General features: G+C 63.2%; 21 protein-coding genes. 18 read left to right on the top strand and 3 right to left on the bottom strand.

Features of this window, described 5'->3' with window-relative positions; translation table 11 throughout:
- The first annotated feature begins 321 nt into the window (after window positions 1-321).
- The 15 genes from urtA (at window position 322) to Q3C01_RS13115 (ending at window position 14,325) form a co-directional block, all read left to right on the top strand.
- Window positions 322-1,644: an urea ABC transporter substrate-binding protein gene (gene urtA / locus Q3C01_RS13045; protein ID WP_458145726.1), complete on the top strand. Its 1,323-nt coding sequence runs from the start codon at window positions 322-324 to the stop codon at window positions 1,642-1,644.
- Between the two features lie 76 nt (window positions 1,645-1,720).
- The gene (urtB, locus tag Q3C01_RS13050; RefSeq protein ID WP_458145727.1) at window positions 1,721-3,331 is read left to right on the top strand and encodes an urea ABC transporter permease subunit UrtB; all 1,611 of its coding nucleotides are present in this window, start codon (window positions 1,721-1,723) and stop codon (window positions 3,329-3,331) included.
- Complete coding sequence (gene urtC / locus Q3C01_RS13055; RefSeq protein ID WP_458145728.1) at window positions 3,328-4,497, top strand: urea ABC transporter permease subunit UrtC; 1,170 nt, start codon at window positions 3,328-3,330, stop codon at window positions 4,495-4,497. Before urtB ends, urtC begins: the two co-directional genes overlap by 4 nt.
- Before the next feature lie 5 nt (window positions 4,498-4,502).
- Window positions 4,503-5,264 carry an urea ABC transporter ATP-binding protein UrtD gene (urtD, locus tag Q3C01_RS13060; protein WP_254102984.1) on the top strand — a complete coding sequence of 254 codons (762 nt, stop codon included), beginning with the start codon at window positions 4,503-4,505 and terminating at the stop codon, window positions 5,262-5,264.
- 3 nt (window positions 5,265-5,267) lie between these two features.
- A complete protein-coding gene (urtE, locus tag Q3C01_RS13065; protein ID WP_458145729.1) occupies window positions 5,268-5,963 on the top strand; it encodes an urea ABC transporter ATP-binding subunit UrtE in 696 nt (231 codons plus the stop codon).
- Between the two features lie 35 nt (window positions 5,964-5,998).
- Window positions 5,999-6,826 (top strand): urease accessory protein UreD, encoded by an 828-nt coding sequence (locus tag Q3C01_RS13070; RefSeq protein WP_458145730.1) that lies wholly within the window; start codon window positions 5,999-6,001, stop codon window positions 6,824-6,826.
- 22 nt (window positions 6,827-6,848) lie between these two features.
- Window positions 6,849-7,151, top strand: coding sequence for an urease subunit gamma (locus Q3C01_RS13075; protein WP_458145731.1), 303 nt, complete (start codon window positions 6,849-6,851; stop codon window positions 7,149-7,151).
- Between the two features lie 106 nt (window positions 7,152-7,257).
- Entirely contained in the window at window positions 7,258-7,563 is a 306-nt protein-coding gene (locus Q3C01_RS13080; protein ID WP_458145732.1) for an urease subunit beta, read from the top strand.
- Between the two features lie 57 nt (window positions 7,564-7,620).
- A complete protein-coding gene (locus tag Q3C01_RS13085; RefSeq protein WP_458145733.1) occupies window positions 7,621-8,160 on the top strand; it encodes an HD domain-containing protein in 540 nt (179 codons plus the stop codon).
- 34 nt (window positions 8,161-8,194) lie between these two features.
- Window positions 8,195-9,910 carry an urease subunit alpha gene (gene ureC / locus Q3C01_RS13090; protein ID WP_458145734.1) on the top strand — a complete coding sequence of 572 codons (1,716 nt, stop codon included), beginning with the start codon at window positions 8,195-8,197 and terminating at the stop codon, window positions 9,908-9,910.
- Window positions 9,911-10,036: 126 nt separating this feature from the next.
- Window positions 10,037-10,336 (top strand): putative quinol monooxygenase, encoded by a 300-nt coding sequence (locus tag Q3C01_RS13095; protein WP_458145735.1) that lies wholly within the window; start codon window positions 10,037-10,039, stop codon window positions 10,334-10,336.
- Between the two features lie 13 nt (window positions 10,337-10,349).
- Window positions 10,350-10,994 (top strand): urease accessory protein UreE, encoded by a 645-nt coding sequence (gene ureE / locus Q3C01_RS13100; protein WP_458145736.1) that lies wholly within the window; start codon window positions 10,350-10,352, stop codon window positions 10,992-10,994.
- Window positions 10,975-11,703 carry an urease accessory protein UreF gene (locus Q3C01_RS13105; RefSeq protein ID WP_458145745.1) on the top strand — a complete coding sequence of 243 codons (729 nt, stop codon included), beginning with the start codon at window positions 10,975-10,977 and terminating at the stop codon, window positions 11,701-11,703. Before ureE ends, Q3C01_RS13105 begins: the two co-directional genes overlap by 20 nt.
- 29 nt (window positions 11,704-11,732) lie before the next feature.
- Window positions 11,733-12,356: an urease accessory protein UreG gene (ureG, locus tag Q3C01_RS13110; protein ID WP_458145737.1), complete on the top strand. Its 624-nt coding sequence runs from the start codon at window positions 11,733-11,735 to the stop codon at window positions 12,354-12,356.
- A gap of 310 nt (window positions 12,357-12,666) precedes the next feature.
- Window positions 12,667-14,325, top strand: a complete 1,659-nt coding sequence (locus Q3C01_RS13115) for a CHASE domain-containing protein (protein ID WP_458145738.1) — start codon at window positions 12,667-12,669, stop codon at window positions 14,323-14,325.
- Window positions 14,326-14,457: 132 nt separating this feature from the next.
- On the opposite strand, the gene Q3C01_RS13120 is transcribed toward Q3C01_RS13115, so the two are convergent.
- Both Q3C01_RS13120 and Q3C01_RS13125 read right to left on the bottom strand, forming a co-directional pair.
- A complete protein-coding gene (locus Q3C01_RS13120; protein ID WP_027521710.1) occupies window positions 14,458-15,006 on the bottom strand; it encodes a sigma-70 family RNA polymerase sigma factor in 549 nt (182 codons plus the stop codon).
- Window positions 15,006-15,236, bottom strand: a complete 231-nt coding sequence (locus Q3C01_RS13125) for a NepR family anti-sigma factor (protein WP_254102994.1) — start codon at window positions 15,234-15,236, stop codon at window positions 15,006-15,008. Before Q3C01_RS13125 ends, Q3C01_RS13120 begins: the two co-directional genes overlap by 1 nt.
- A 207-nt stretch (window positions 15,237-15,443) precedes the next feature.
- Here Q3C01_RS13125 and Q3C01_RS13130 point away from each other — a divergent pair, with 207 nt between their 5' ends.
- Both Q3C01_RS13130 and Q3C01_RS13135 read left to right on the top strand, forming a co-directional pair.
- Entirely contained in the window at window positions 15,444-16,250 is an 807-nt protein-coding gene (locus tag Q3C01_RS13130) for a response regulator (protein ID WP_458145739.1), read from the top strand.
- Between the two features lie 174 nt (window positions 16,251-16,424).
- Entirely contained in the window at window positions 16,425-17,039 is a 615-nt protein-coding gene (locus Q3C01_RS13135) for a nuclear transport factor 2 family protein (RefSeq protein WP_458145740.1), read from the top strand.
- A gap of 504 nt (window positions 17,040-17,543) precedes the next feature.
- On the opposite strand, the gene Q3C01_RS13140 is transcribed toward Q3C01_RS13135, so the two are convergent.
- On the bottom strand, window positions 17,544-18,239 hold the full coding sequence (locus tag Q3C01_RS13140; protein WP_458145741.1) for an alpha/beta fold hydrolase: 696 nt from the start codon (window positions 18,237-18,239) through the stop codon (window positions 17,544-17,546).
- A 1,108-nt stretch (window positions 18,240-19,347) separates the two neighbouring features.
- On the opposite strand from Q3C01_RS13140, the gene Q3C01_RS13145 reads away from it, so the two are divergent.
- Window positions 19,348-19,648: hypothetical protein (locus Q3C01_RS13145; protein WP_458145742.1), on the top strand; the 301-nt coding region annotated here is incomplete at its 3' end.

Raw genomic sequence — 19,648 nt, forward strand, 5'->3', positions numbered from 1 at the left:
TGGAACATCCCGGGGGCGCTTTCAAGGCGGCGCTGCCGCAGCTTGGCGTTGCGGTGCACGAATAGTTATGCCGGAAATTTAGACAGTGGGCGAATTCTGATCAAAAAATAGACTGTCTGCCGCATAAGCATACATTTTTTTTGCTCAATATTTGGGCCGACCAAGTCTGTTAAATTTTTGGTTCCAGCAAAATCCCTATTACGTAGCAGTAGCTTAGCCGTCTCCAGGCCCATGGCATGGTTCTTGCGATTCCGTTAATCGCAGGCGGCCGTGGGGCCGTCTCGCAGCGTTTTCACGTCTGCGTCAGGGAGATGATACCTCATGCTTACTAAATCCACTCACGATATAGCGGCGTCATTTAGCCGCCGCGGCCTGCTCGCCGCGACCGCCGGACTGATGCTCGGTCTGGCTTCCTTTACCGGCGCAAAGGCCGCGGACGACACCATCAAGGTCGGTGTGCTGCATTCTCTCTCAGGCACCATGGCCATCAGCGAGACCACGCTGAAAGACACCATCCTCTTCCTGATCGACGAGCAGAACAAGAAGGGCGGCGTGCTCGGCAAGAAGCTCGAGGCCGTCGTCGTCGATCCCGCTTCGAACTGGCCGCTGTTCGCCGAGAAGGCGCGCGAGCTGATCACCAAGGACAAGGTTGCCGTCGTGTTCGGCTGCTGGACCTCGGTGTCGCGCAAGTCGGTGCTCCCGGTCTTCAAGGAGCTGAACAACATCCTGTTCTATCCCGTGCAGTACGAGGGTGAGGAGAGCGAGCGCAACGTGTTCTACACGGGTGCTGCGCCGAACCAGCAGGCGATCCCCGCCGTCGACTACCTGATGAAGGAAGAGAAGGTGAAGCGCTGGGTGCTCGCGGGCACCGACTACGTCTATCCGCGCACCACCAACAAGATCCTGGAAGCCTACCTGAAGTCGAAGGGTGTCGCCCAGGAAGACATCATGATCAACTACACCCCGTTCGGTCACTCCGACTGGCAGACGATCGTGGCCGACATCAAGAAGTTCGGCTCGGCCGGCAAGAAGACCGCGGTGGTCTCGACCATCAACGGCGACGCCAACGTTCCCTTCTACAAGGAGCTCGGCAACCAGGGCATCAAGGCCAAGGACATCCCGGTGGTCGCGTTCTCGGTGGGTGAGGAAGAGCTCGCCGGCATCGACACCAAGCCGCTGGTCGGCCATCTCGCTGCCTGGAACTACTTCGAGTCGATCAAGACACCAGCGAACGAGAAGTTCATCAAGGAGTGGCAGGCCTACACCAAGAACCCGAAGCGCACCACCAACGACCCGATGGAAGCGCACGTGATCGGCTTCAACATGTGGGTGAAGGCGGTCGAGAAGGTGAAGTCGACCGATCCGGACAAGGTGATCGATGCGCTTCCCGGCATCGAGGCGCCGAACCTGACCGGTGGCGTGTCGAAGATGCTGCCGAACCACCACATCACCAAGCCGGTGTTCATCGGCGAGATCAAGGGCAACGGCCAGTTCGACGTGGTCTGGAAGACGCCGGGCCTCGTTCCGGGCGACGCCTGGTCGAAGGAGCTGGAAGGCTCCAAAGACCTGATCGGCGACTGGGTCGAGAAGAAGTGCGGCAACTACAACGTCAAGACCAACAAGTGCCTTGGAGCGGGTTCCTGATCCGCGCCTGACTGACGACACGGAGAAGGCGGCGCTCCCGCCGCCTTCTCCACCTGTTTCTGCCGGGGTTCTCACAGTGCCAGCCATTCTATTCGCGCGCCTTCGCACGCTCGTGCTCGCGTTGCTTCTGGTCGCATTTGCCGCGCCGGCCTTGGCCGGTCCGTTCGAGGATGCGGTCGCCAAGTTCGCCAACGATGAGTTTTCCGACACCGAGGAAGCGATCGGTATAGTTGCGAGCAGCGGAAATTCGCTCGCTTTTCCGATCATCAGCGCGTTGCAGGACGGCCGTCTGATGGCCGATCCGGACAGCAAGAAAGTTTACGTCACCGGTACCGACGGCAAGTCGATCGATGCCGCGACCGGCCAGCCGGTCGCGAGCGTTCCCGACAGCGCCAGCGCGGTTCGCCTGAACAACCGCCTGCGCCGCAGTGTCGATGCCGCGCTCGGCAGCCTGACGCTCCAGTCGCCGGATCTTTCGACACGCATCCAGGCCGCGCAATCGGTCTTCAAATCGCACGAAGAGACGGCACTCGAGGCTGTTGAAAGCGCGCTCTCGAAGGAGACCAACAGATCCGCCAAGACTGCGCTCGGAGAAGCGCGCGCTGCGATCCTGCTGTTCAAGTCCGATGCGACCGAAGTCCAGAAGCTCGAGGCCGTTGCCACCATCAAGGCGCGCGGCGACCAGGACGCGCTGGCCCTCCTCTCCGATATCGGCACCGACCAGCCGGCTTCGGTGACCAAGGCCGCGGCCAGCGCGATCGGCTCGATCCAGAGCTCGCTCGCGGTCTGGTCCACGGTGCAGAACGCCTGGTATGGCCTGTCGCTCGGCTCGGTGCTGCTGCTCGCCGCGATCGGCCTCGCCATCACCTTCGGCGTGATGGGTGTCATCAACATGGCCCACGGCGAGATGGTGATGCTGGGCGCCTACACCACCTTCGTGGTGCAGGAGGTGATCCGCACCCGCTATCCCGCCTTGTTCGACTATTCGCTGCTGATCGCCGTGCCGCTCGCCTTCCTGGTGTCGGGTGCGATCGGTGTCTTGATCGAGCGCAGCATCATCCGCTTCCTCTACGGCCGCCCGCTGGAGACGCTGCTCGCGACCTGGGGCCTGTCCCTGGTGCTCCAGCAGGCGGTGCGCACCGCCTTCGGTCCGACCAACCGCGAGGTGGGCAACCCCTCCTGGATGAGCGGCGCGTTTGAGCTCGGCCAGATCACCATCACCTATAACCGGCTCTGGATCCTCTGCTTCACGCTCGCCGTGTTTGCGATCCTGCTTGCGATGCTGCGCTACACCGCGCTCGGCCTCGAGATGCGTGCGGTGACGCAGAACCGCCGGATGGCGGCCTCGATGGGCATCGCCACCTCGCGCGTCGACGCGCTGACCTTCGGTCTCGGCTCCGGCATTGCCGGCATCGCCGGCGTAGCGCTGTCGCAGATCGACAATGTCAGCCCCAATCTTGGCCAGAGCTACATCATTGACAGTTTCATGGTCGTGGTGTTCGGCGGCGTCGGCAATCTCTGGGGCACGCTGGTCGGCGCCTTCGCGCTCGGCATCGCCAACAAGTTCCTGGAGCCGGTTGCCGGTGCCGTGCTCGGCAAGATCGCGATCCTGGTGCTGATCATCCTGTTCATTCAAAAGCGCCCGCGCGGCCTATTCGCGCTCAAGGGCCGTGCGGTGGAAGCATGACCCCTCACATGCTCACGCGATCGCTGGATCGCGGCGCGACGATGTTTCTCGTCATCGTCGCCGCCTGCGGCATCCTGATTCCGCTCTCCAATCTGCTGTTACCCGCGGGCTCGTTCTTTCAGGTGCCGACATATCTGGTCGCGCTCTGGGGCAAGTATGTCTGCTACGCCATCCTGGCGCTTTCGATCGACCTGATCTGGGGCTATTGCGGCATCCTCTCGCTCGGCCACGGCGCGTTCTTCGCGCTCGGCGGCTACGCCATGGGCATGTACCTGATGCGCCAGATCGGCACCCGCGGAGTCTACGGCAATCCGATCCTGCCGGACTTCATGGTGTTCCTGAACTGGCAGAAGCTGCCTTGGTACTGGTACGGCTTCGACATGTTCTGGTTCGCCGCGCTGATGGTGCTGTTCGTGCCGGGCCTGCTCGCCTTCTGCTTCGGCTGGCTTGCGTTCCGCTCGCGCGTCACCGGCGTGTACCTGTCGATCATCACGCAGGCCATGACCTATGCGCTGCTGCTCGGCTTCTTCCGCAACGATTTCGGCTTCGGCGGCAACAACGGCCTGACCGACTTCAAGGACATCCTTGGCTTCAACGTGCAGGCGGAAGGCACGCGTGCCACGCTGTTCGCGCTGAGCTGTCTCGCCCTGATCGCCGGCTTCCTGATCTGCCGGGTCATCGTCACCTCCAAGCTCGGCAAGGTGCTGATCGCGATCCGCGACGCGGAATCGCGCACACGCTTCCTCGGCTACCGCGTCGAGTCCTACAAGCTGTTCGTGTTCACGGTGTCGGCCTGCATGGCCGGCGTCGCCGGTGCGCTCTACGTGCCGCAGGTCGGCATCATCAACCCAAGTGAATTTGCGCCGGGTAACTCGATCGAAGCGGTGATCTGGGTTGCGGTCGGCGGCCGCGGCACCCTGGTCGGCGCGGCGCTCGGCGCTGTCGTCGTCAACTATGCCAAGACGTTCTTCACCTCGGGTGTGCTCGCACCGTACTGGCTGTTCATGCTGGGTGCACTGTTCATCCTGGTGACGCTGCTGCTGCCCAAGGGCATCGTCGGCACCTTCAATTCCTGGTGGGAGCCGTTCAAGGCGAAGCGGTCGGCGGAAACCACCGAGAGCGCGGCGCGTGAGAGCGGCGTCAGCGAACCTGACATGGCGGAGTAGCGGAAATGAACGTCATGGACACCCGCGCGACCTCCGCGATGCTGTATCTGGACGGCGTGCACGTCTCGTTCGACGGCTTCCACGCCATCAACAACCTGTCGCTGACGCTCGCGCCCGGCGAGATGCGCGCCATCATCGGCCCGAACGGCGCCGGCAAGACCACGATGATGGACATCATCACCGGCAAGACCAAGCCGGACGAAGGCACGGTGCTGTTCGACGGCGTCACCGATCTGACGCGGCTCGACGAGACCCGCATCGCCGAACTCGGCATCGGCCGCAAATTCCAGAAGCCGACCGTGTTCGAGAGCCAGACGGTCGAGGACAATCTCCTGCTCGCGCTCAATGTCGATCACTCGGTCCGCGGGACGCTGTTCTGGCGTGGCAGCAAGGCCGAGTCCGAACGCATAGACAAGGTGCTTGAGACCATCCGCCTCACCGATGCGCGGGGTCGCCTCGCCGGCAGCCTCAGCCATGGCCAGAAGCAGTGGCTGGAAATCGGCATGCTGCTGGCGCAGGATCCGAAGCTGCTCCTGGTCGACGAGCCCGTCGCGGGCATGACCGACGTCGAGACGCATCTCACCGCCGAGCTGCTCAAGGAGATCAACAAGAACCACACCGTGATGGTGGTCGAGCATGACATGACCTTCGTCCGCGAATTGGGCGTGAAGGTCACCTGCCTGCACGAAGGCTCGGTGCTTGCCGAGGGCACCATCGACCAGGTCTCGTCCAACGAGCGGGTCATCGAAGTCTATCTGGGGCGCTGAGCGATGCTTGAGGTCAAGGACATCGATCTCTTCTACGGCGCAGCACAGGCGCTGCGTGGCGTCTCGATCTCGGCCGAGCCGGGCAAGGTCACCTGCGTGCTCGGGCGCAACGGCGTCGGCAAGACCTCGCTGCTTCGGGCCATGGTCGGGCAGTATCCGATCTCCTCGGGCGCGATCGTGTTCGACGGCGGCGACATCACAACGCTCAAGCCCTACGAGCGGGCGCGCAAAGGCATCGGCTTCGTGCCGCAGGGCCGCGAGATCTTTCCGCTGCTGACAGTCGAGGAAAATCTCAAGACCGGTTTCGGCCCGCTCAAGCGCGACGAGCGCTTCATCCCCGATGACGTGTTCTCGCTGTTTCCGGTGCTGCAATCCATGCTCGGCCGGCGCGGCGGCGATCTCTCCGGCGGCCAGCAGCAGCAGCTCGCAATCGGCCGCGCGCTGGTGATGCGGCCAAAGCTCTTGCTGCTCGATGAGCCGACCGAGGGCATCCAGCCCTCGATCATCAAGGACATCGGCCGCGCGATCTCGTATTTGCGCAACCTCGGCAACATCGCCATCGTGCTGGTCGAACAATATCTCGACTTTGCCTGCGAACTCGGCGACAGTTTTGCCGTGATGGATCGCGGTGCGGTGAAATTCACCTGCGACCGCTCCAATCTCGATCCCGGCGAGATCAGCCGCCAGATGGCGCTGTAAGCCTTTCATTCTGCCGCGACCGGCTGGGGAGGCGGATGCGCGACGTTTCAGCCACGTCCAGTATTTTCGAGGCCAACCGCGCCCGCGGCGTGGTGCGCTTCGACGTCCATGCGCGCGACGGCATGACGCGGCGCGGCGCGCTGCATGAGTCCGGCTCCTTGCGCGTGCGTTTTCCTTCGCCGGAAGGCGAAGGGCTCTCCGGCGTGTTCGTCAACACGGCCGGTGGCGTTGCCGGCGGAGACCGCTTTGATATCGAGATTTCGGCAGGTGAGGGCTCGCGCCTGACGCTGACCACAGCCGCGGCCGAGAAGGTCTATCGCGCGCCGGGCGCGGCGGCGGAGCTCAACGTTGTCCTGAAGGTTGCCGCCGGCGCGCATCTCGGCTGGCTGCCCCAGGAGACGATCCTGTTCGATCGCGCACGGGTCCAGCGCCGCTTCGACATCTCGCTCGATGATGCGGCATCGCTTATGCTCTGCGAGATCGTGGTGTTCGGCCGCACCGCGATGGGCGAGCGCATGGAGCAGGGCGAGTTCGTCGATCGTTGGAGGCTTTCCCGCGGCGGCCGGCTGGTGTTCGCCGAGACCGTCAGGCTCGACGGCGATATCGGCGCCAAGCTGGCGCGTCCTGCCGTCGCCAAGGGCGGCGCGGCGATCGGCACTGCGCTGATTGTCCCGGGCGATGAGGCCCTGGTCGAGCGCATCAGGGAAGCCTCGGAATCTTTCGCCGGCGAGGTCGGGATATCCGCCTGGAATGGCTTTGCAATGGCGAGGTTCTGTGCCCAAGATGCGGCGCGCCTGCGCGCCGACATGATGACGGTGCTGGCGCGCACCGGCGCCGCGCTGCCGCGGCTATGGCTGAATTGACGAACTCACGAAGAGATTTTGCATGAACCTGTCTCCCCGCGAAAAGGACAAGCTTCTGATCTCGATGGCGGCCATCGTGGCGCGCCGCAGGCTCGAGCGCGGCGTCAAGCTGAACCACCCGGAGGCGGTCGCGATCATCTCCGATTTCATTCTGGAAGGCGCGCGTGACGGCCGCACCGTGGCCGAGCTGATGCAGGCCGGCGCGCAAGTCCTGACCCGCGAGCAGGTGATGCCGGGCATCCCCGAAATGATCCACGACATCCAGGTCGAAGCGACGTTCCCGGACGGCACCAAGCTCGTCACCGTCCACGAGCCGATCAGGTGAATTCGTCATTCGGGGGCGCGCGAAGCGCGAACCCGGAATCCAGAGGTTTTGGTTTCGAGATTCCGGGTTCTCGCTGCGCGAGCCCCGGAATGACGAGGAGGATAAAATGATCCCCGGCGAACTCTTCATCCAGGACGGCGAGATCGAGCTCAATGCCGGCCGCAAGACCGTGACGCTGACCGTCGCCAACACCGGCGACCGTCCGATCCAGGTCGGCTCGCACTACCATTTCTTCGAGGCCAATCCGGCGCTGAAATTCGATCGCAAGAAAGCCCGCGGCATGCGCCTCGACATCGCCGCCGGCACCGCCGTCCGCTTCGAGCCCGGCCAGACCCGCGACGTCCAACTAGTGGCGATGGCGGGGAAGAAGACGATCTACGGTTTCCGCGGCGACGTGATGGGGAAGCTGTGAGCCTCCAGGAACGAAGCATGCAACGGCACGGTTGAGAGCGAAACGGAGGATCCCGCCATGCTCTCACCGATCCGTCTTGTCTCTGAAGCCGCCGAGCTCGCCGCGCGCCGCCACAACGGCATGGCGCGCAAGGGGCGGGGGAATGAGCCTTATATCAATCACCTCGCCGAGGTCGCGAACCTGCTCGCGACCGCGACCGATGGTGCGGATGCCGAGCTCGTCGCCGCCGGCTGGCTGCACGATACGATCGAGGACACCGACACCACGCGCGAGGAGCTGGCGGAGAAATTTTCCCACCGCGTCGCCTCGCTCGTCGCCGAGTGCACCGACGACATGAGCCTGCCGAAAGCCGAGCGACGCCGCCGGCAGGTGATGGACGCGCCGAAGAAGTCGGCAGGCGCAAAGCTGATCAAGATCGCCGACAAGATCAGCAATATCGGCGCGCGTATTCATGCCGAGCCATCCGCCGAGGAGCGCGAGGATCTCGTCGACTATACAAGATGGGCTGAGCAGGTTGTCGCCGGCTGCCGCGGCGGCAGTCCATGGCTCGATACGAAATTCGACGATGTGGTGCGAACGGCGAGGGCCTCGCTGTGATAGGCCAAACATTCAAACGCAAACGGGGCTTGTGATGTCCGTCAAGATAAAACGTTCCGTCTATGCCGATATGTTCGGGCCGACCACCGGCGACAAGGTGCGGCTGGCCGACACCGATCTCATCATCGAGGTGGAGAAGGATTTCACCACCTATGGCGAGGAGGTGAAGTTCGGCGGCGGCAAGGTGATCCGCGACGGCATGGGGCAGTCGCAGGTCACCAACAAGCAGGGCGCGGCCGACACGGTCATTACCAACGCGCTGATCGTCGATCACTGGGGCATCGTCAAGGCCGACGTCGCGATCAAGGATGGCATGATCTCCGCGATCGGCAAGGCGGGTAACCCGGATATCCAGCCCGCCGTCACAATCATCATCGGCCCCGGCACCGACGTGATCGCGGGCGAAGGCAAGATCCTCACCGCCGGCGGCTTCGACAGCCACATCCATTTCATCTGCCCGCAGCAGATCGAGCACGCGCTGATGAGCGGCGTCACCTCGATGCTCGGTGGCGGCACCGGTCCCTCGCACGGCACGTTCGCCACCACCTGTACCCCAGGCCCATGGCACATCGGGCGGATGATCCAGTCGTTCGACGCCTTTCCGGTCAATCTCGGCATTTCCGGCAAGGGCAACGCGTCGCGCCCCGCCGCGCTGGTCGAGATGATCAAGGCCGGCGCCTGCGCGCTCAAGCTGCATGAAGACTGGGGCACCACGCCGGCGGCGATCGACAACTGCCTGTCGGTTGCCGACGCTCACGACATCCAGGTGATGATCCACACCGATACGCTGAACGAATCCGGTTTCGTCGAGGATACGATCAAGGCCTTCAAGGGCCGCACCATCCACGCCTTCCACACCGAAGGCGCCGGCGGCGGTCACGCGCCTGACATCATCAAGGTCGCGGGCCTGAAGAACGTGCTGCCGTCCTCGACCAATCCGACGCGTCCCTTCACCCGCAACACCATCGACGAGCATCTGGACATGCTGATGGTTTGTCACCACCTCGATCCCTCGATCGCGGAAGACCTTGCATTTGCCGAGAGCCGCATCCGCAAAGAGACCATCGCGGCCGAAGACATCCTGCACGACCTCGGCGCGCTCTCGATGATGTCCTCGGACTCGCAGGCGATGGGCCGGCTCGGCGAGGTCATCATCCGCACCTGGCAGACCGCCGACAAGATGAAGAAGCAGCGCGGGTCACTGCCGCAGGACAAGGGCAAGGACAACGACAATTTTCGCGTCAAGCGCTACATCGCCAAGTATACGATCAATCCCGCGATCGCCCATGGCGTCTCGAAACTGATCGGCTCGGTCGAGAAGGGCAAGCTCGCCGATCTCGTGCTGTGGTCGCCGGCCTTCTTCGGCGTCAAGCCGGACTGCATCGTCAAGGGCGGCACGATCGTCGCTGCGCCCATGGGCGATCCCAACGCCTCGATCCCGACGCCGCAGCCGGTGCACTATCAGCCGATGTTCGGTGCCTTCGGCAAGGCGCGCACGGCATCCTCCGTCGTCTTCACCTCGAAGGCCGCGGTCACCGGCGGCCTCGCGCGAAAGCTCGGCATCGACAAGAAGCTCTATGCCGTCCAGAACACCCGCGGCAAGATTTCCAAGAAGAGCATGATCCACAACGACGCCACCCCCAACATCGAGGTCGATCCGGAGACCTATGAGGTGCGCGCCGACGGCGAGCTTCTGACCTGCGCGCCGGCCGAGGTGCTGCCGATGGCGCAGCGGTATTTCATGTACTGAAATTAGCGGCCGCACTGGTCTTCGGCGCATAGCCGAGGGCGGATTTTCCGGTTTTGCGTTCGATCTCGCTTGGTCTAATGTCGCGCCCGGTATCTTGGACCAGAAGAAAAGCCGGGAGGATTTCTCGTGATCTACGTCGTTGCCACCTTGACCATCAAGCCCGAAACGCGCGCCGAATTCATTGCAGCGGCCACCGCCTGCATCAAGGAGACGCGCAAGGAGCCCGGCAATATCGCCTATGATCTGCATGAGAGCGTCACCGATCACACCAAGATGGTGTTCGTCGAGCAGTGGGAGAGTGCCGAAGCGCTGGTGCCGCATCGTGCCATGGAGCACATGAAGACCTTTGGCCGCGTGGCGGTGAAGTGTTTTGCGGCGCCGCCAAAGATCGAAGTGATCACGCCGGAAAAGGTCGAGACTCGGTAACAGGGAAAAGCGCATGATCCGTGCGACGCAGGTCAGGGGGCAGCACCGCTTCACGGAAGCCGCGGCTGATACGGTCGTGCTCGATTTCGACGACCGGCATCGCCGCCGCATGGCGATGACCGGAACGCGCGGTCTTCAATTCCTGCTCGACCTTGAAAACGCCGTCGCGCTGCGCGGCGGCGATGCGCTGGTGCTGGAGGACGGCCGGCTGATCGAAGTGGTCGCGGCACCCGAGCCGCTGCTCGAGATCCGCGGCCGCGATCCGCTCCATCTCGTCCGCGTCGCCTGGCATCTCGGCAACCGCCATCTGCCGACGCAGATCATGGCCAAGAGCCTGCGTATCCGCAGGGATCACGTCATCGAGGCGATGGTGAAGGGGCTCGGCGCGCGGGTGATCGAGATCGAGGCTCCTTTCGATCCCGAGGGCGGTGCCTATGCCGATGCCGGCCACGCGCATGCTGACGATCATGGGCATGATGACCATGTGCATCGTGATCACGGCCATCACCACCACGATCATGGCCATCATCACCATGATCACCACCATCACGATCATGCCGCGCATGATCACCATGATCACGGTCATCATCACCACGACGAGCATTGCGACCACCCCGACCATCACCACGGCCATGGCCATGCTCATGACCACAAATGAGCCGGCTGGTGCCGGCCGCCTCACGGAACGCGAGGCGGCGGCGCTCTACCGGCTGATGACGTGGTTGTCGCCGGCGTTTCCCGTCGGCGGCTTCTCCTACTCCAGCGGCATCGAATGGGCGGTGGAAGCGGGTGACATCGTCGACACCAAGACGCTGACTGATTGGCTCGACGCGATGCTCGGTGACGGCGCGGGCTTCTGCGATGCCACTTTCCTCGTGCGGGCGTTTCGCGCGGCGGAGGCGAGCGACGAGGCGAGCCTGCGCGACACCGCGGAGCTTGCGGCCGCCTTCGTGCCCTCGCGCGAGCGGCAGCTCGAGACGACCGCGCAGGGCCGCGCCTTCATCGACATCGCGCGCGCGGCCTGGAATGCGGATGGGCTCGACGCGATGGTCACGGCCTGCGCGGGGCTAGTGGTCTATCCCGTCGCGGTCGGCGTGGTCGCTAGCGCCCATGGCGTTCGGCTCGAGCCGACGCTGCACGCCTTTTTGCACGCGCTCGTCTCGAACTGGATTTCGGCGGGATGCCGGCTGATTCCGCTCGGCCAGACCGACAGCCAGCGTGTGCTCGCCGCCCTCGAGCCCGCCGTAGCCGCGACCGCCGCCCGCGCATTGAGCGCGACCCTGGACGATCTCGGCAGCGCGACGTTCCGCGCCGATCTCGCGAGCCTGCGGCACGAGACACAATATACGCGGCTGTTCAGGTCGTGATGACCAGGTTGGATCAGGAAAGAATCTCAATGTCGAAGTCTCACGGCCCCCTGAGAGTCGGTATCGGCGGTCCCGTCGGATCGGGCAAGACCGCGCTGATGGATCTGCTCTGCAAGTCCATGCGCGAGCGCTACGACATCGCGGCGATCACCAACGACATCTACACCAAGTGGGATGCGGAATATCTCGTGCGCTCGGGCTCGCTGACGCCGGACCGCATCGCGGGCGTCGAGACCGGCGGCTGCCCGCATACCGCGATCCGCGAGGACGCCTCGATGAATTTGGCGGCGGTTGCCGATATGCGCGCAAAGTTTCCTGGTCTCGACCTGGTGCTGATCGAGTCCGGCGGCGATAATCTCGCTGCCACTTTTTCCCCGGAGCTTGCCGACATAACCATCTATGTGATCGACGTGGCCGCGGGCGACAAGATCCCGTCCAAGGGTGGACCGGGCATCACGCGCTCGGACCTCCTGGTCATCAACAAAATCGACCTCGCACCGCATGTCGGCGCCTCGCTCGAGAAGATGCAGCTTGATGCCAAGCGGATGCGGGGCGAGCGGCCCTTCGTCATGACCAACCTGAAGAAGAGCGAGGGGCTCGACCGCATCATCGGCTTCATCGAGACCAAAGGCGGTCTGACGAGGACGGGTTGAAGGGCTGGTCCGGCGCCCGGCGCCATCAGTCAAGTCTGACACGACTGTTAGTATCTGACTGTTAATATCTGCGGCAAAATGTGTCTCCGCGGAACCAATGTTCGCCATGGTGATTAACGTACTTCGGTGCCCGGAGCGCTGACGCCTCGGCTGGCGGATTAAGCATTCCGGTCAACCCAAGTTGCGTCCCGATGGCTCCTCCTTCATTATCGCCTTCCGTGGGGTCTCATTCTCTTTCGGCAACTGGCCGTTCGAGCGGCGTTCAGATGCTCCGTGTTATTCGCCGGCCTCTCACCTTCTGAGTAAACGAGTGGTTCGGCTGGGATTCATCATCGGTTTTATCGCGCTGCTCGGGATGCTCCTCTCCGGGCTTGCGGCCTATCGCGTCCACGATCAGGAGCTGGCGATCGATCGCATCGCGCTGGCCCGCGCGATCGACGTTCATGCGAGCCTGGTGCAGGACCGCCTGACCGAGCGCGAGCTTCTGGCGCGCGTCGCCTCCGGGCTGTTCCGCACGCCTGCCGTGATCAAGCCGAACATGCTGGAGCCGCTGCGCTCGGCGATCTATGCCTTCAAGACCGATTTCGTGGTCGCCTCCTGGATCGCCCGGCTCAAGCCGACGGAGCTGAGCGCGGCGCAGGCGGCGCTCAGCTCAGCCGGCTTTCCCAATGCGAGCATCCGCAACTACGACGACACGCCACTCGACACCACGAAGATCACCCAGCCGATCAACGTGCTGATGGATCTCGAGCCGCGCAGCGAGGAGACCAAGGCGCTGCCCGGCCGCAGCTTCGATCAGGACGGCGTGCGTGGCGCGATGCTGGCGCGCGCCATGGCCGAGAAGAAGTCGGTCGCCTCCGATCCGGTGCCGCTGCTCCGTCCGAACGGCCCCATCGGCGTCATCGTGGCCGCGCCGGTCATTCCGGAGGGGGCGACGGAGCCTGCCGGGTTCATCACGTTTTCCTACGAACTCGCCTCGCTGATGTTGACCAATGACGACATGTCGCTGTTCTCGGTCGCATTGCGCGATCCGCGCGCGGGCGGCGGCGAGCTGATCGCCAACGATCAGGGCATCGTCAGCGCGCGGACCATCGCGCAGGATGGCCCGCAGCCATCCTCGACGCGCACGGTCAGCTTCGGTGGCCGCGACTGGCAGCTCAGCTACTTCGCCAAGACCAATTCGGCGCGGCGCGCCGAGCAGACCGCCGTCATCGTCGCGGCGATCGGCTTTGCCATCACGGCGATGGTGTGCGGCCTGTTCGGTTACGTCGCCTACAACAATCTGAGGCTCAGCCGCGAAATCCAGGTGCGGATCGGTTTCGAGCGCCGGCTAACGGCTGTCATCGACGAGCTGAATCATCGCGTGAAGAACATTCTGGCGGTGATCCAGTCGATCGTGACGCGCACGCTGCGCCACGGCTCCGACATCGACGTGGCGCGTGAATTGTTGATCGGGCGCATCCATGCGATGTCCAACGTCGTTTCGCTGCTCAGCGAAAGCCAGTGGCAGGGCGTGAAGTTGAAAGGCCTGTTCGAGGCGCGCGCGATTCCGCATGCCGATCGCATCGCCATCAGCGGGCCGGACATCGCGGTCAGCGCGCGTGCCGCACAGAGCCTGTCGCTGCTGTTCTTCGAGCTCGCCTCGCACTCCGACGAGGGGCTGTCGCTGGTCGGCAAGCATCCGCACATCACGGCGAACTGGACGGTGACGGGCGAGGAGCCCGACACGGTCTTCCATTTCCGCTGGGAGGAGTTCAACACCAGCGAGGCGACGCGGCGCGCCGATTCCGATTTCGGCCTGATCCTGCTCGATCGCGTCGCGCCCGAAGCGCTCGGCGGTACTGCCAAGCGCTACTTCACCGATGCGTCCTACGTCTACGAGCTGACCGCTCCGATGGAGACCGTCGTCGACATGACCGAGCGCGACCGCACGGAAAAATTCTCGGCGCCGGTCACGCCGGTGCGCTGAAGTCGACGCACGCCTCTCTTCCTTCTCCCGCAATGGGAGAAGGAAGGCACACCGGCGCTAAATCACGCGTGAAAGGACGGCCACGGAAGTGGCCGCCTTTCCTTTGTCCGCCATTCCGACCGAAGCTGTCCGTTAGCCGCCGCTGCCGCCGATCACGGCGCGCACGGTCTCGTCGGGGCCGAAATCTTCGGCGCCGTCGACATACAGCAGTGCTGCAAGCTTCGAGCGCGCGCGATTGACGCGGCTCTTGATCGTGCCGACTGCGCAGCCGCAGATCGACGCCGCGTCCTCATAGGAGAAGCCGGACGCACCGACCAGGATCAGTGCTTCACGCTGGTCCTGCGGCAGCTTGTCGAGCGCTGCACGAAACTCCTCAAACTCGAGATGCGCATTCTGCGAGGGCTGGGTCTTCAGCGTCTTGGCATAGTTGCCTTCAGCATCCTCCACCTCCCGCCGCCGCTTGCGATAGTCGGAGCGGAACAGGTTGCGCAGGATGGTGAACAGCCAGGCCGGCAGGTTCGAGCCGGGCTGGAACGAGTCGATGTTGGCGAGTGCGCGCAACAGCGTCTCCTGGACCAGATCGTCGGCACGGTCGGCATTGCCGCTCAGTGAGATGGCGAACGCCCGCAGGCTTGGGACTGCCGCCAGGATGTCGTCGCGCAGGGATTCCGTGAGAGGCATTAGTCCCTCCCATTGTTGTCGTTGGATCCCCCATTGGTTTGATCTTGGGGTGTTCCTCCCGGCGCATCAAGCTTCTTGATCAGCTCGGCGAACCGCTCGGGGACCCCCTGTCGCACGACGTCGTCGTACATGGCGCGCAATTGATGGCCGATCCGGGATTGGATTTCCGGTGTCAGCCCTCCCTTGCCGGGGGTCGTGTTTCTGCTGGCTTGAGATTTGAGATCTTTCATGACCTGTTCCACGTTTCCCCGAGTTAAGTCACTGTCAAATCGAGAAATTTTCTCAACCGGGAGCCGTTCCCTAGAATGGCCTAATGCGAAGTTGCACAAAAAGTTCCAGCCCTTCCGGAACTTTTCTGTGGCTGAAGCGTAGTCAGCCAGCAGGGGAACCAGGGCCGCCCCTGGCCGATGTCTGGCCCGAAGACGAATGGAGTGGGGATGTCCCGTTCACAGCTTGTTGCTGAACACTTGCCGTTGTTGCGCCGGTACGCGCGTGCCCTGACGGGCAGCCAGCCGTCCGGCGACGCCTATGTCGCAGCCATGTTGGAAGCCATGCTGGGGGATCCGGCGGTGCTCGATGAGAGCCACGGACCGCGCGCCGGCCTGTTTCGGCTGTTCACCCAGATCTGGAATTCGGTCTCGCTCAACGATGATGCGGAGGTGACGACGCTGCCGATGCCGCCGGAGCGGCGGCTGTCGAACATCACGCCGCTGCCGCGCCAGGCCTTCCTGCTGTTGTCGCTCGAGGGATTTTCGGAGGAGGAAGTCGCCTTCATCCTCGGCACCGATGTCGGCGAAACGCGCAGGCTCGCGGACGCTGCAGGCCGCGAGATGGCGGCGGAGATCGCGACCGACGTGCTGATCATCGAGGACGAGACCTTCATCGCCATGGACCTCGAGAGCCTCGTGAAGAATCTCGGGCACAACGTGGTCGGCGTCGCGCGCACGCATGCCGATGCAGTGGCACTCGCCAAGAACAAGCGGCCCGGCCTGATCCTCGCCGACATCCAGCTTGCCGACGGCTCCTCCGGCCTCGATGCGGTCAACGAGCTCTTGCGCAGCTTCGAGGTGCCGGTGGTGTTCATCACTGCTTACCCGGAGCGCTTCCTCACCGGCGAGCGGCCGGAGCCGGCGTTCCTGATCTCAAAACCGTTCCAGCCCGCGATGGTCTCGGCGGTGGCGAGCCAGGCACTGTTCTTCCAGCGCAATTCGCGCAACCGCACGCCGAAGGCGCCCGCGGCGTAAGAAAGGCGCCGGCGGCGTGAGACATAGAACGTAGTGACGAACTGATCCGGCGCGCCGACGAGGGTGCGCCGGATTTTTGTTGTTTGTCTGGCCTGCTTGACGGCCGCAGAATTCGTCCTCCATAGGTGATGGAAACGGTCGCGAGGCGGCCGCGATCTGTCCGGAGAATTGCCTATGCTCGACCAGTCGCTGCTCGATCGTCTCGCCATCCGCGATCTCCTCGAGAACTGGGTGGTCTGGCGCGACGCCGGTGACTGGGAGCGCTTTGCCACCGTCTGGCACGCGGAGGGCTGGATGTCGGCGACCTGGTTTCAGGGGCCGGCGGCGGAATTCATCCGGGTCAGCCGCGAAGGCTTTGCCAAGGGCGTGCGCATCCTGCACTTCCTCGGCGGCACCAGCATCGATCTCGAAGGCGAGCGCGCGGTCGCGCAGACCAAGATGACGATCTCGCAGCGGGCGCCGGTCCACGACGTCGTCTGCGACGTCGTCTGCACCGGACGCTTCTACGATTTCCTGGAGAAGCGGCAGGGCAAATGGGGCATCGTTCGCCGCCAGCCGATCTATGAGAAGGATCGGCTGGATCCGGTCGATCCCGCCGCGATCCTCCGGCTCGACGCTGAGCGCTTGGCCGCGCTTCCGGAAGGCTATCGCCACCTCGGCTACATGCAGGAGTTGATCGGCTACCAGGTCAAGCGCGACATGCCGGGCCTGACCGGCGCCGAGGTCGAGAAGCTCTATGCGGAAGGACGGGCCTGGCTGGCTGGTGCACCGCGGCCGGGAGCAGCTTGATCGGCCAGCCGGCGACTCGCGTTTTCCGCGTATGCGGCAACGTGCCGCGCATCATTGGTTGTGCCGCGCGGGATTTGAATGATTGCGTTTAACCGGTGTTAACGTTTCGGCGTGTATCAAAGTAACTACGCAACTACAGGAGGTGCGCTGGTGATCGACGCAAACCTCCCCGTAGAGCTTTACAACCTCGGCAAGAACAGCGGGGCGGCCTTTTTGGGCTTCCCAGCGCTAGCCGGATGACCGCACGCGAGTGTGCGAAGTCCGGCTTGGCCGCCCTGCTCACGTCCGCCTCGTTCGGAAATGACCTCCAACTGGGGCGTGTACTCACTAAGCGGCTTGGCCGAATGATGTCCGCTCGACCCCCAACAGCGGCGGAAGAGCGGACATTGCCCGAGGTCGCAGAAGGGCCAGTAGCTGACGTTCACAACCAGCAGCGAACTCAACGACTTCCTCAACGGAGACGTCGCGAAGCATGGACGCCAAAAAGCAAGGGCTTCGCCGTTACTATGCGGCCCGTCGCTGGATGTTGCCGGCCGCGTCCCGAATAACTTCATACACGCGCCGAGGCTGGGAAAGCATCGGCACATGACTTGATGCAAGTTCCGTAACCTTGGCGTTCATGCGCTTGGCCAAGAAGCGCTCCAGCTCGGGCTGTATGGTCCGATCCTCAGAACCGATAATGTAAGATGTCGGCTTGAGCTTCCAGGCGGCACCCGGAACGGGTTGTCCAAAAAGATCAGCGAGTGGCGCCATTTGCGTAGCCCAAACCAGTTGCTGCTCGGGTTCCGGCAGGTCGCCTGCAAATTCGGGAACGCCGGATGGACGAAGCCATATGCGCCCGTCTGTTACTTCGACGTGCTGGAAAATCGGCGTGGCCGGGTACTTGTTTTGGTCGACAAGCGTTGTGTCGCCGTCCTCCGGTGCAAACGCGCATATATAAACGAGCGCCGCCACACGGCTGTCAGTCCCAGCTGCCGTGATGACAGCGCCACCGTACGAATGACCGACGAGAACGACAGGACCGCTGGCGCGGGCGAACGAGGTCCGTACTGCGGCCGCGTCGTCAGCAACGGTGTTGAGATGGTTTTGCGTCGAGATCACTTGAAAGCCATCCGCCAAGAGCAGCGGGATCACCTTGCTGTAACATGACCCATCAGCCCAAAGGCCGTGTGCAAAGACGATGGTGGGCTTGTCGGACATCTTTGACCTCCGAATGTTGACGAGACGTCGTGCAGCCCCATGCTTTGACCCTACCATTCCGCATCGGCGTCCCGCGTCAAAAGAAATAAAACGCCGTAAACTGTGGAACGTTACATCTATCGGGCAGGTCAGTGGCGCGACTTATCACGTTGCTGAATTAAGCGCTGTGTTTTGTATCATGCCTAAATGGGACACCGACGTCCGCCTTGGGTCAAAACCGGTAATACTCTGACCAAGCGGAATTTTTCCGCTTGGCCCTCAAGATCGGACATCTGCGAGTTAATGAGTACACGCGCTGATCGTCCATCGTCCATCTGGTGAGAACGCCGTCGATGCGATGCGCGGTACGGGTCGCCGCGACTCATCTCGGCCCCGCGCGAGGGCGACGAGATCCTGTTCGAGGTGTCCGATAACGGCCTCGGCAAGGACCACATCAGCCATATCTTCGAGCCGTCTTCACCGCCAGGCGGGCTGGGCTAGCGCGAGGCTTGGCCCCTCGATCAGCTACGGCAGGCCTTGCAGGTGTGGTAATTCATTGTGCATGTGCCCGGCAGTCGATGGGAGGGAGATACGATGCGATTGATCGCAGTCCCGATCCTTCTGATCGCTTTGTGTGCATCGGGTAGCGCCGCTGCGGTCTCTCACTCACACCGCCGACATGGCGTTGCGCGTGCCAAGCAAAGCGCGGTCGTAGATACCGTTCCGGGTTTTGCTTACGCGATGCCTGGGCGGTCGGTCCCCTACCACCTAGCACCAATCGATCACCACGAGCCTGGTCCGTCTGACAATCGTTATCCGGACTGGGGAATGTAATCCGATTGGAGACGGCGGGCCCGCAGAAAAAAGTAAGGCGCGACTGGCATCACCACAGTCGCGCCCTACGTCGCCGGTTTATGGGGCAGGGGGGAATAACCGGCTGCCATGATGACTCCGGCGCGCGAGAGTCGTTCCAGGCGCTGCAAATTATTTTTGAGCCGTGCTTCTTTTGACCGTCTCATTTTTGACCGTCTCAATTTCGCACACGGTTAAGTGATCGTGACGCCCGAGAACCCCGGACAATCCGGCAGCGTTGTTCCAGCGATCGCCATGGGGCGAGGGACGAACAACCATGTCACAGATCAGCAAAGCGTTCTTGAGCGCAGTCGCCATCTCGCTGACGCTCGGTGCCGTGCAACTGGCGTCGGGCCACGATCTTGCCAATCGCTGGCAGACTGTCGCTGACGAGCCGGACCACATCGTCAATCGCGCCGGCAAGGCGGACCGCATCGCCAGTCCGAGACCTGCGGCGACTTCGACCCGCACCGTGTCGATGCGCCTCAACGATCTCGCCGATACGTCAGTGCTGCTGCGTGTTCCTGCAACAATCGAGACCGGCAATGCCAGCCACGTCAAGCCGCCCGTCCTGCTGC

It is taken from the genome of Bradyrhizobium sp. UFLA05-109 (assembly GCF_054185165.1).

Excerpts from the sequence above, each read along its gene's own strand:
- urtA (WP_458145726.1), top strand. The coding sequence starts at position 322 with ATGCTTACTAAATCCACTCACGATATAGCGGCGTCATTTAGCCGCCGC.
- urtC (WP_458145728.1), top strand. The coding sequence starts at position 3,328 with ATGACCCCTCACATGCTCACGCGATCGCTGGATCGCGGCGCGACGATG.
- urtD (WP_254102984.1), top strand. The coding sequence starts at position 4,503 with ATGAACGTCATGGACACCCGCGCGACCTCCGCGATGCTGTATCTGGAC.
- urtE (WP_458145729.1), top strand. The coding sequence starts at position 5,268 with ATGCTTGAGGTCAAGGACATCGATCTCTTCTACGGCGCAGCACAGGCG.
- Q3C01_RS13070 (WP_458145730.1), top strand. The coding sequence starts at position 5,999 with ATGCGCGACGTTTCAGCCACGTCCAGTATTTTCGAGGCCAACCGCGCC.
- Q3C01_RS13075 (WP_458145731.1), top strand. The coding sequence starts at position 6,849 with ATGAACCTGTCTCCCCGCGAAAAGGACAAGCTTCTGATCTCGATGGCG.
- Q3C01_RS13080 (WP_458145732.1), top strand. The coding sequence starts at position 7,258 with ATGATCCCCGGCGAACTCTTCATCCAGGACGGCGAGATCGAGCTCAAT.
- Q3C01_RS13085 (WP_458145733.1), top strand. The coding sequence starts at position 7,621 with ATGCTCTCACCGATCCGTCTTGTCTCTGAAGCCGCCGAGCTCGCCGCG.
- ureC (WP_458145734.1), top strand. The coding sequence starts at position 8,195 with ATGTCCGTCAAGATAAAACGTTCCGTCTATGCCGATATGTTCGGGCCG.
- ureE (WP_458145736.1), top strand. The coding sequence starts at position 10,350 with ATGATCCGTGCGACGCAGGTCAGGGGGCAGCACCGCTTCACGGAAGCC.
- Q3C01_RS13105 (WP_458145745.1), top strand. The coding sequence starts at position 10,975 with ATGCTCATGACCACAAATGAGCCGGCTGGTGCCGGCCGCCTCACGGAA.
- ureG (WP_458145737.1), top strand. The coding sequence starts at position 11,733 with ATGTCGAAGTCTCACGGCCCCCTGAGAGTCGGTATCGGCGGTCCCGTC.
- Q3C01_RS13120 (WP_027521710.1), bottom strand. The coding sequence starts at position 15,006 with ATGCCTCTCACGGAATCCCTGCGCGACGACATCCTGGCGGCAGTCCCA.
- Q3C01_RS13125 (WP_254102994.1), bottom strand. The coding sequence starts at position 15,236 with ATGAAAGATCTCAAATCTCAAGCCAGCAGAAACACGACCCCCGGCAAG.
- Q3C01_RS13130 (WP_458145739.1), top strand. The coding sequence starts at position 15,444 with ATGTCCCGTTCACAGCTTGTTGCTGAACACTTGCCGTTGTTGCGCCGG.
- Q3C01_RS13135 (WP_458145740.1), top strand. The coding sequence starts at position 16,425 with ATGCTCGACCAGTCGCTGCTCGATCGTCTCGCCATCCGCGATCTCCTC.
- Q3C01_RS13140 (WP_458145741.1), bottom strand. The coding sequence starts at position 18,239 with ATGTCCGACAAGCCCACCATCGTCTTTGCACACGGCCTTTGGGCTGAT.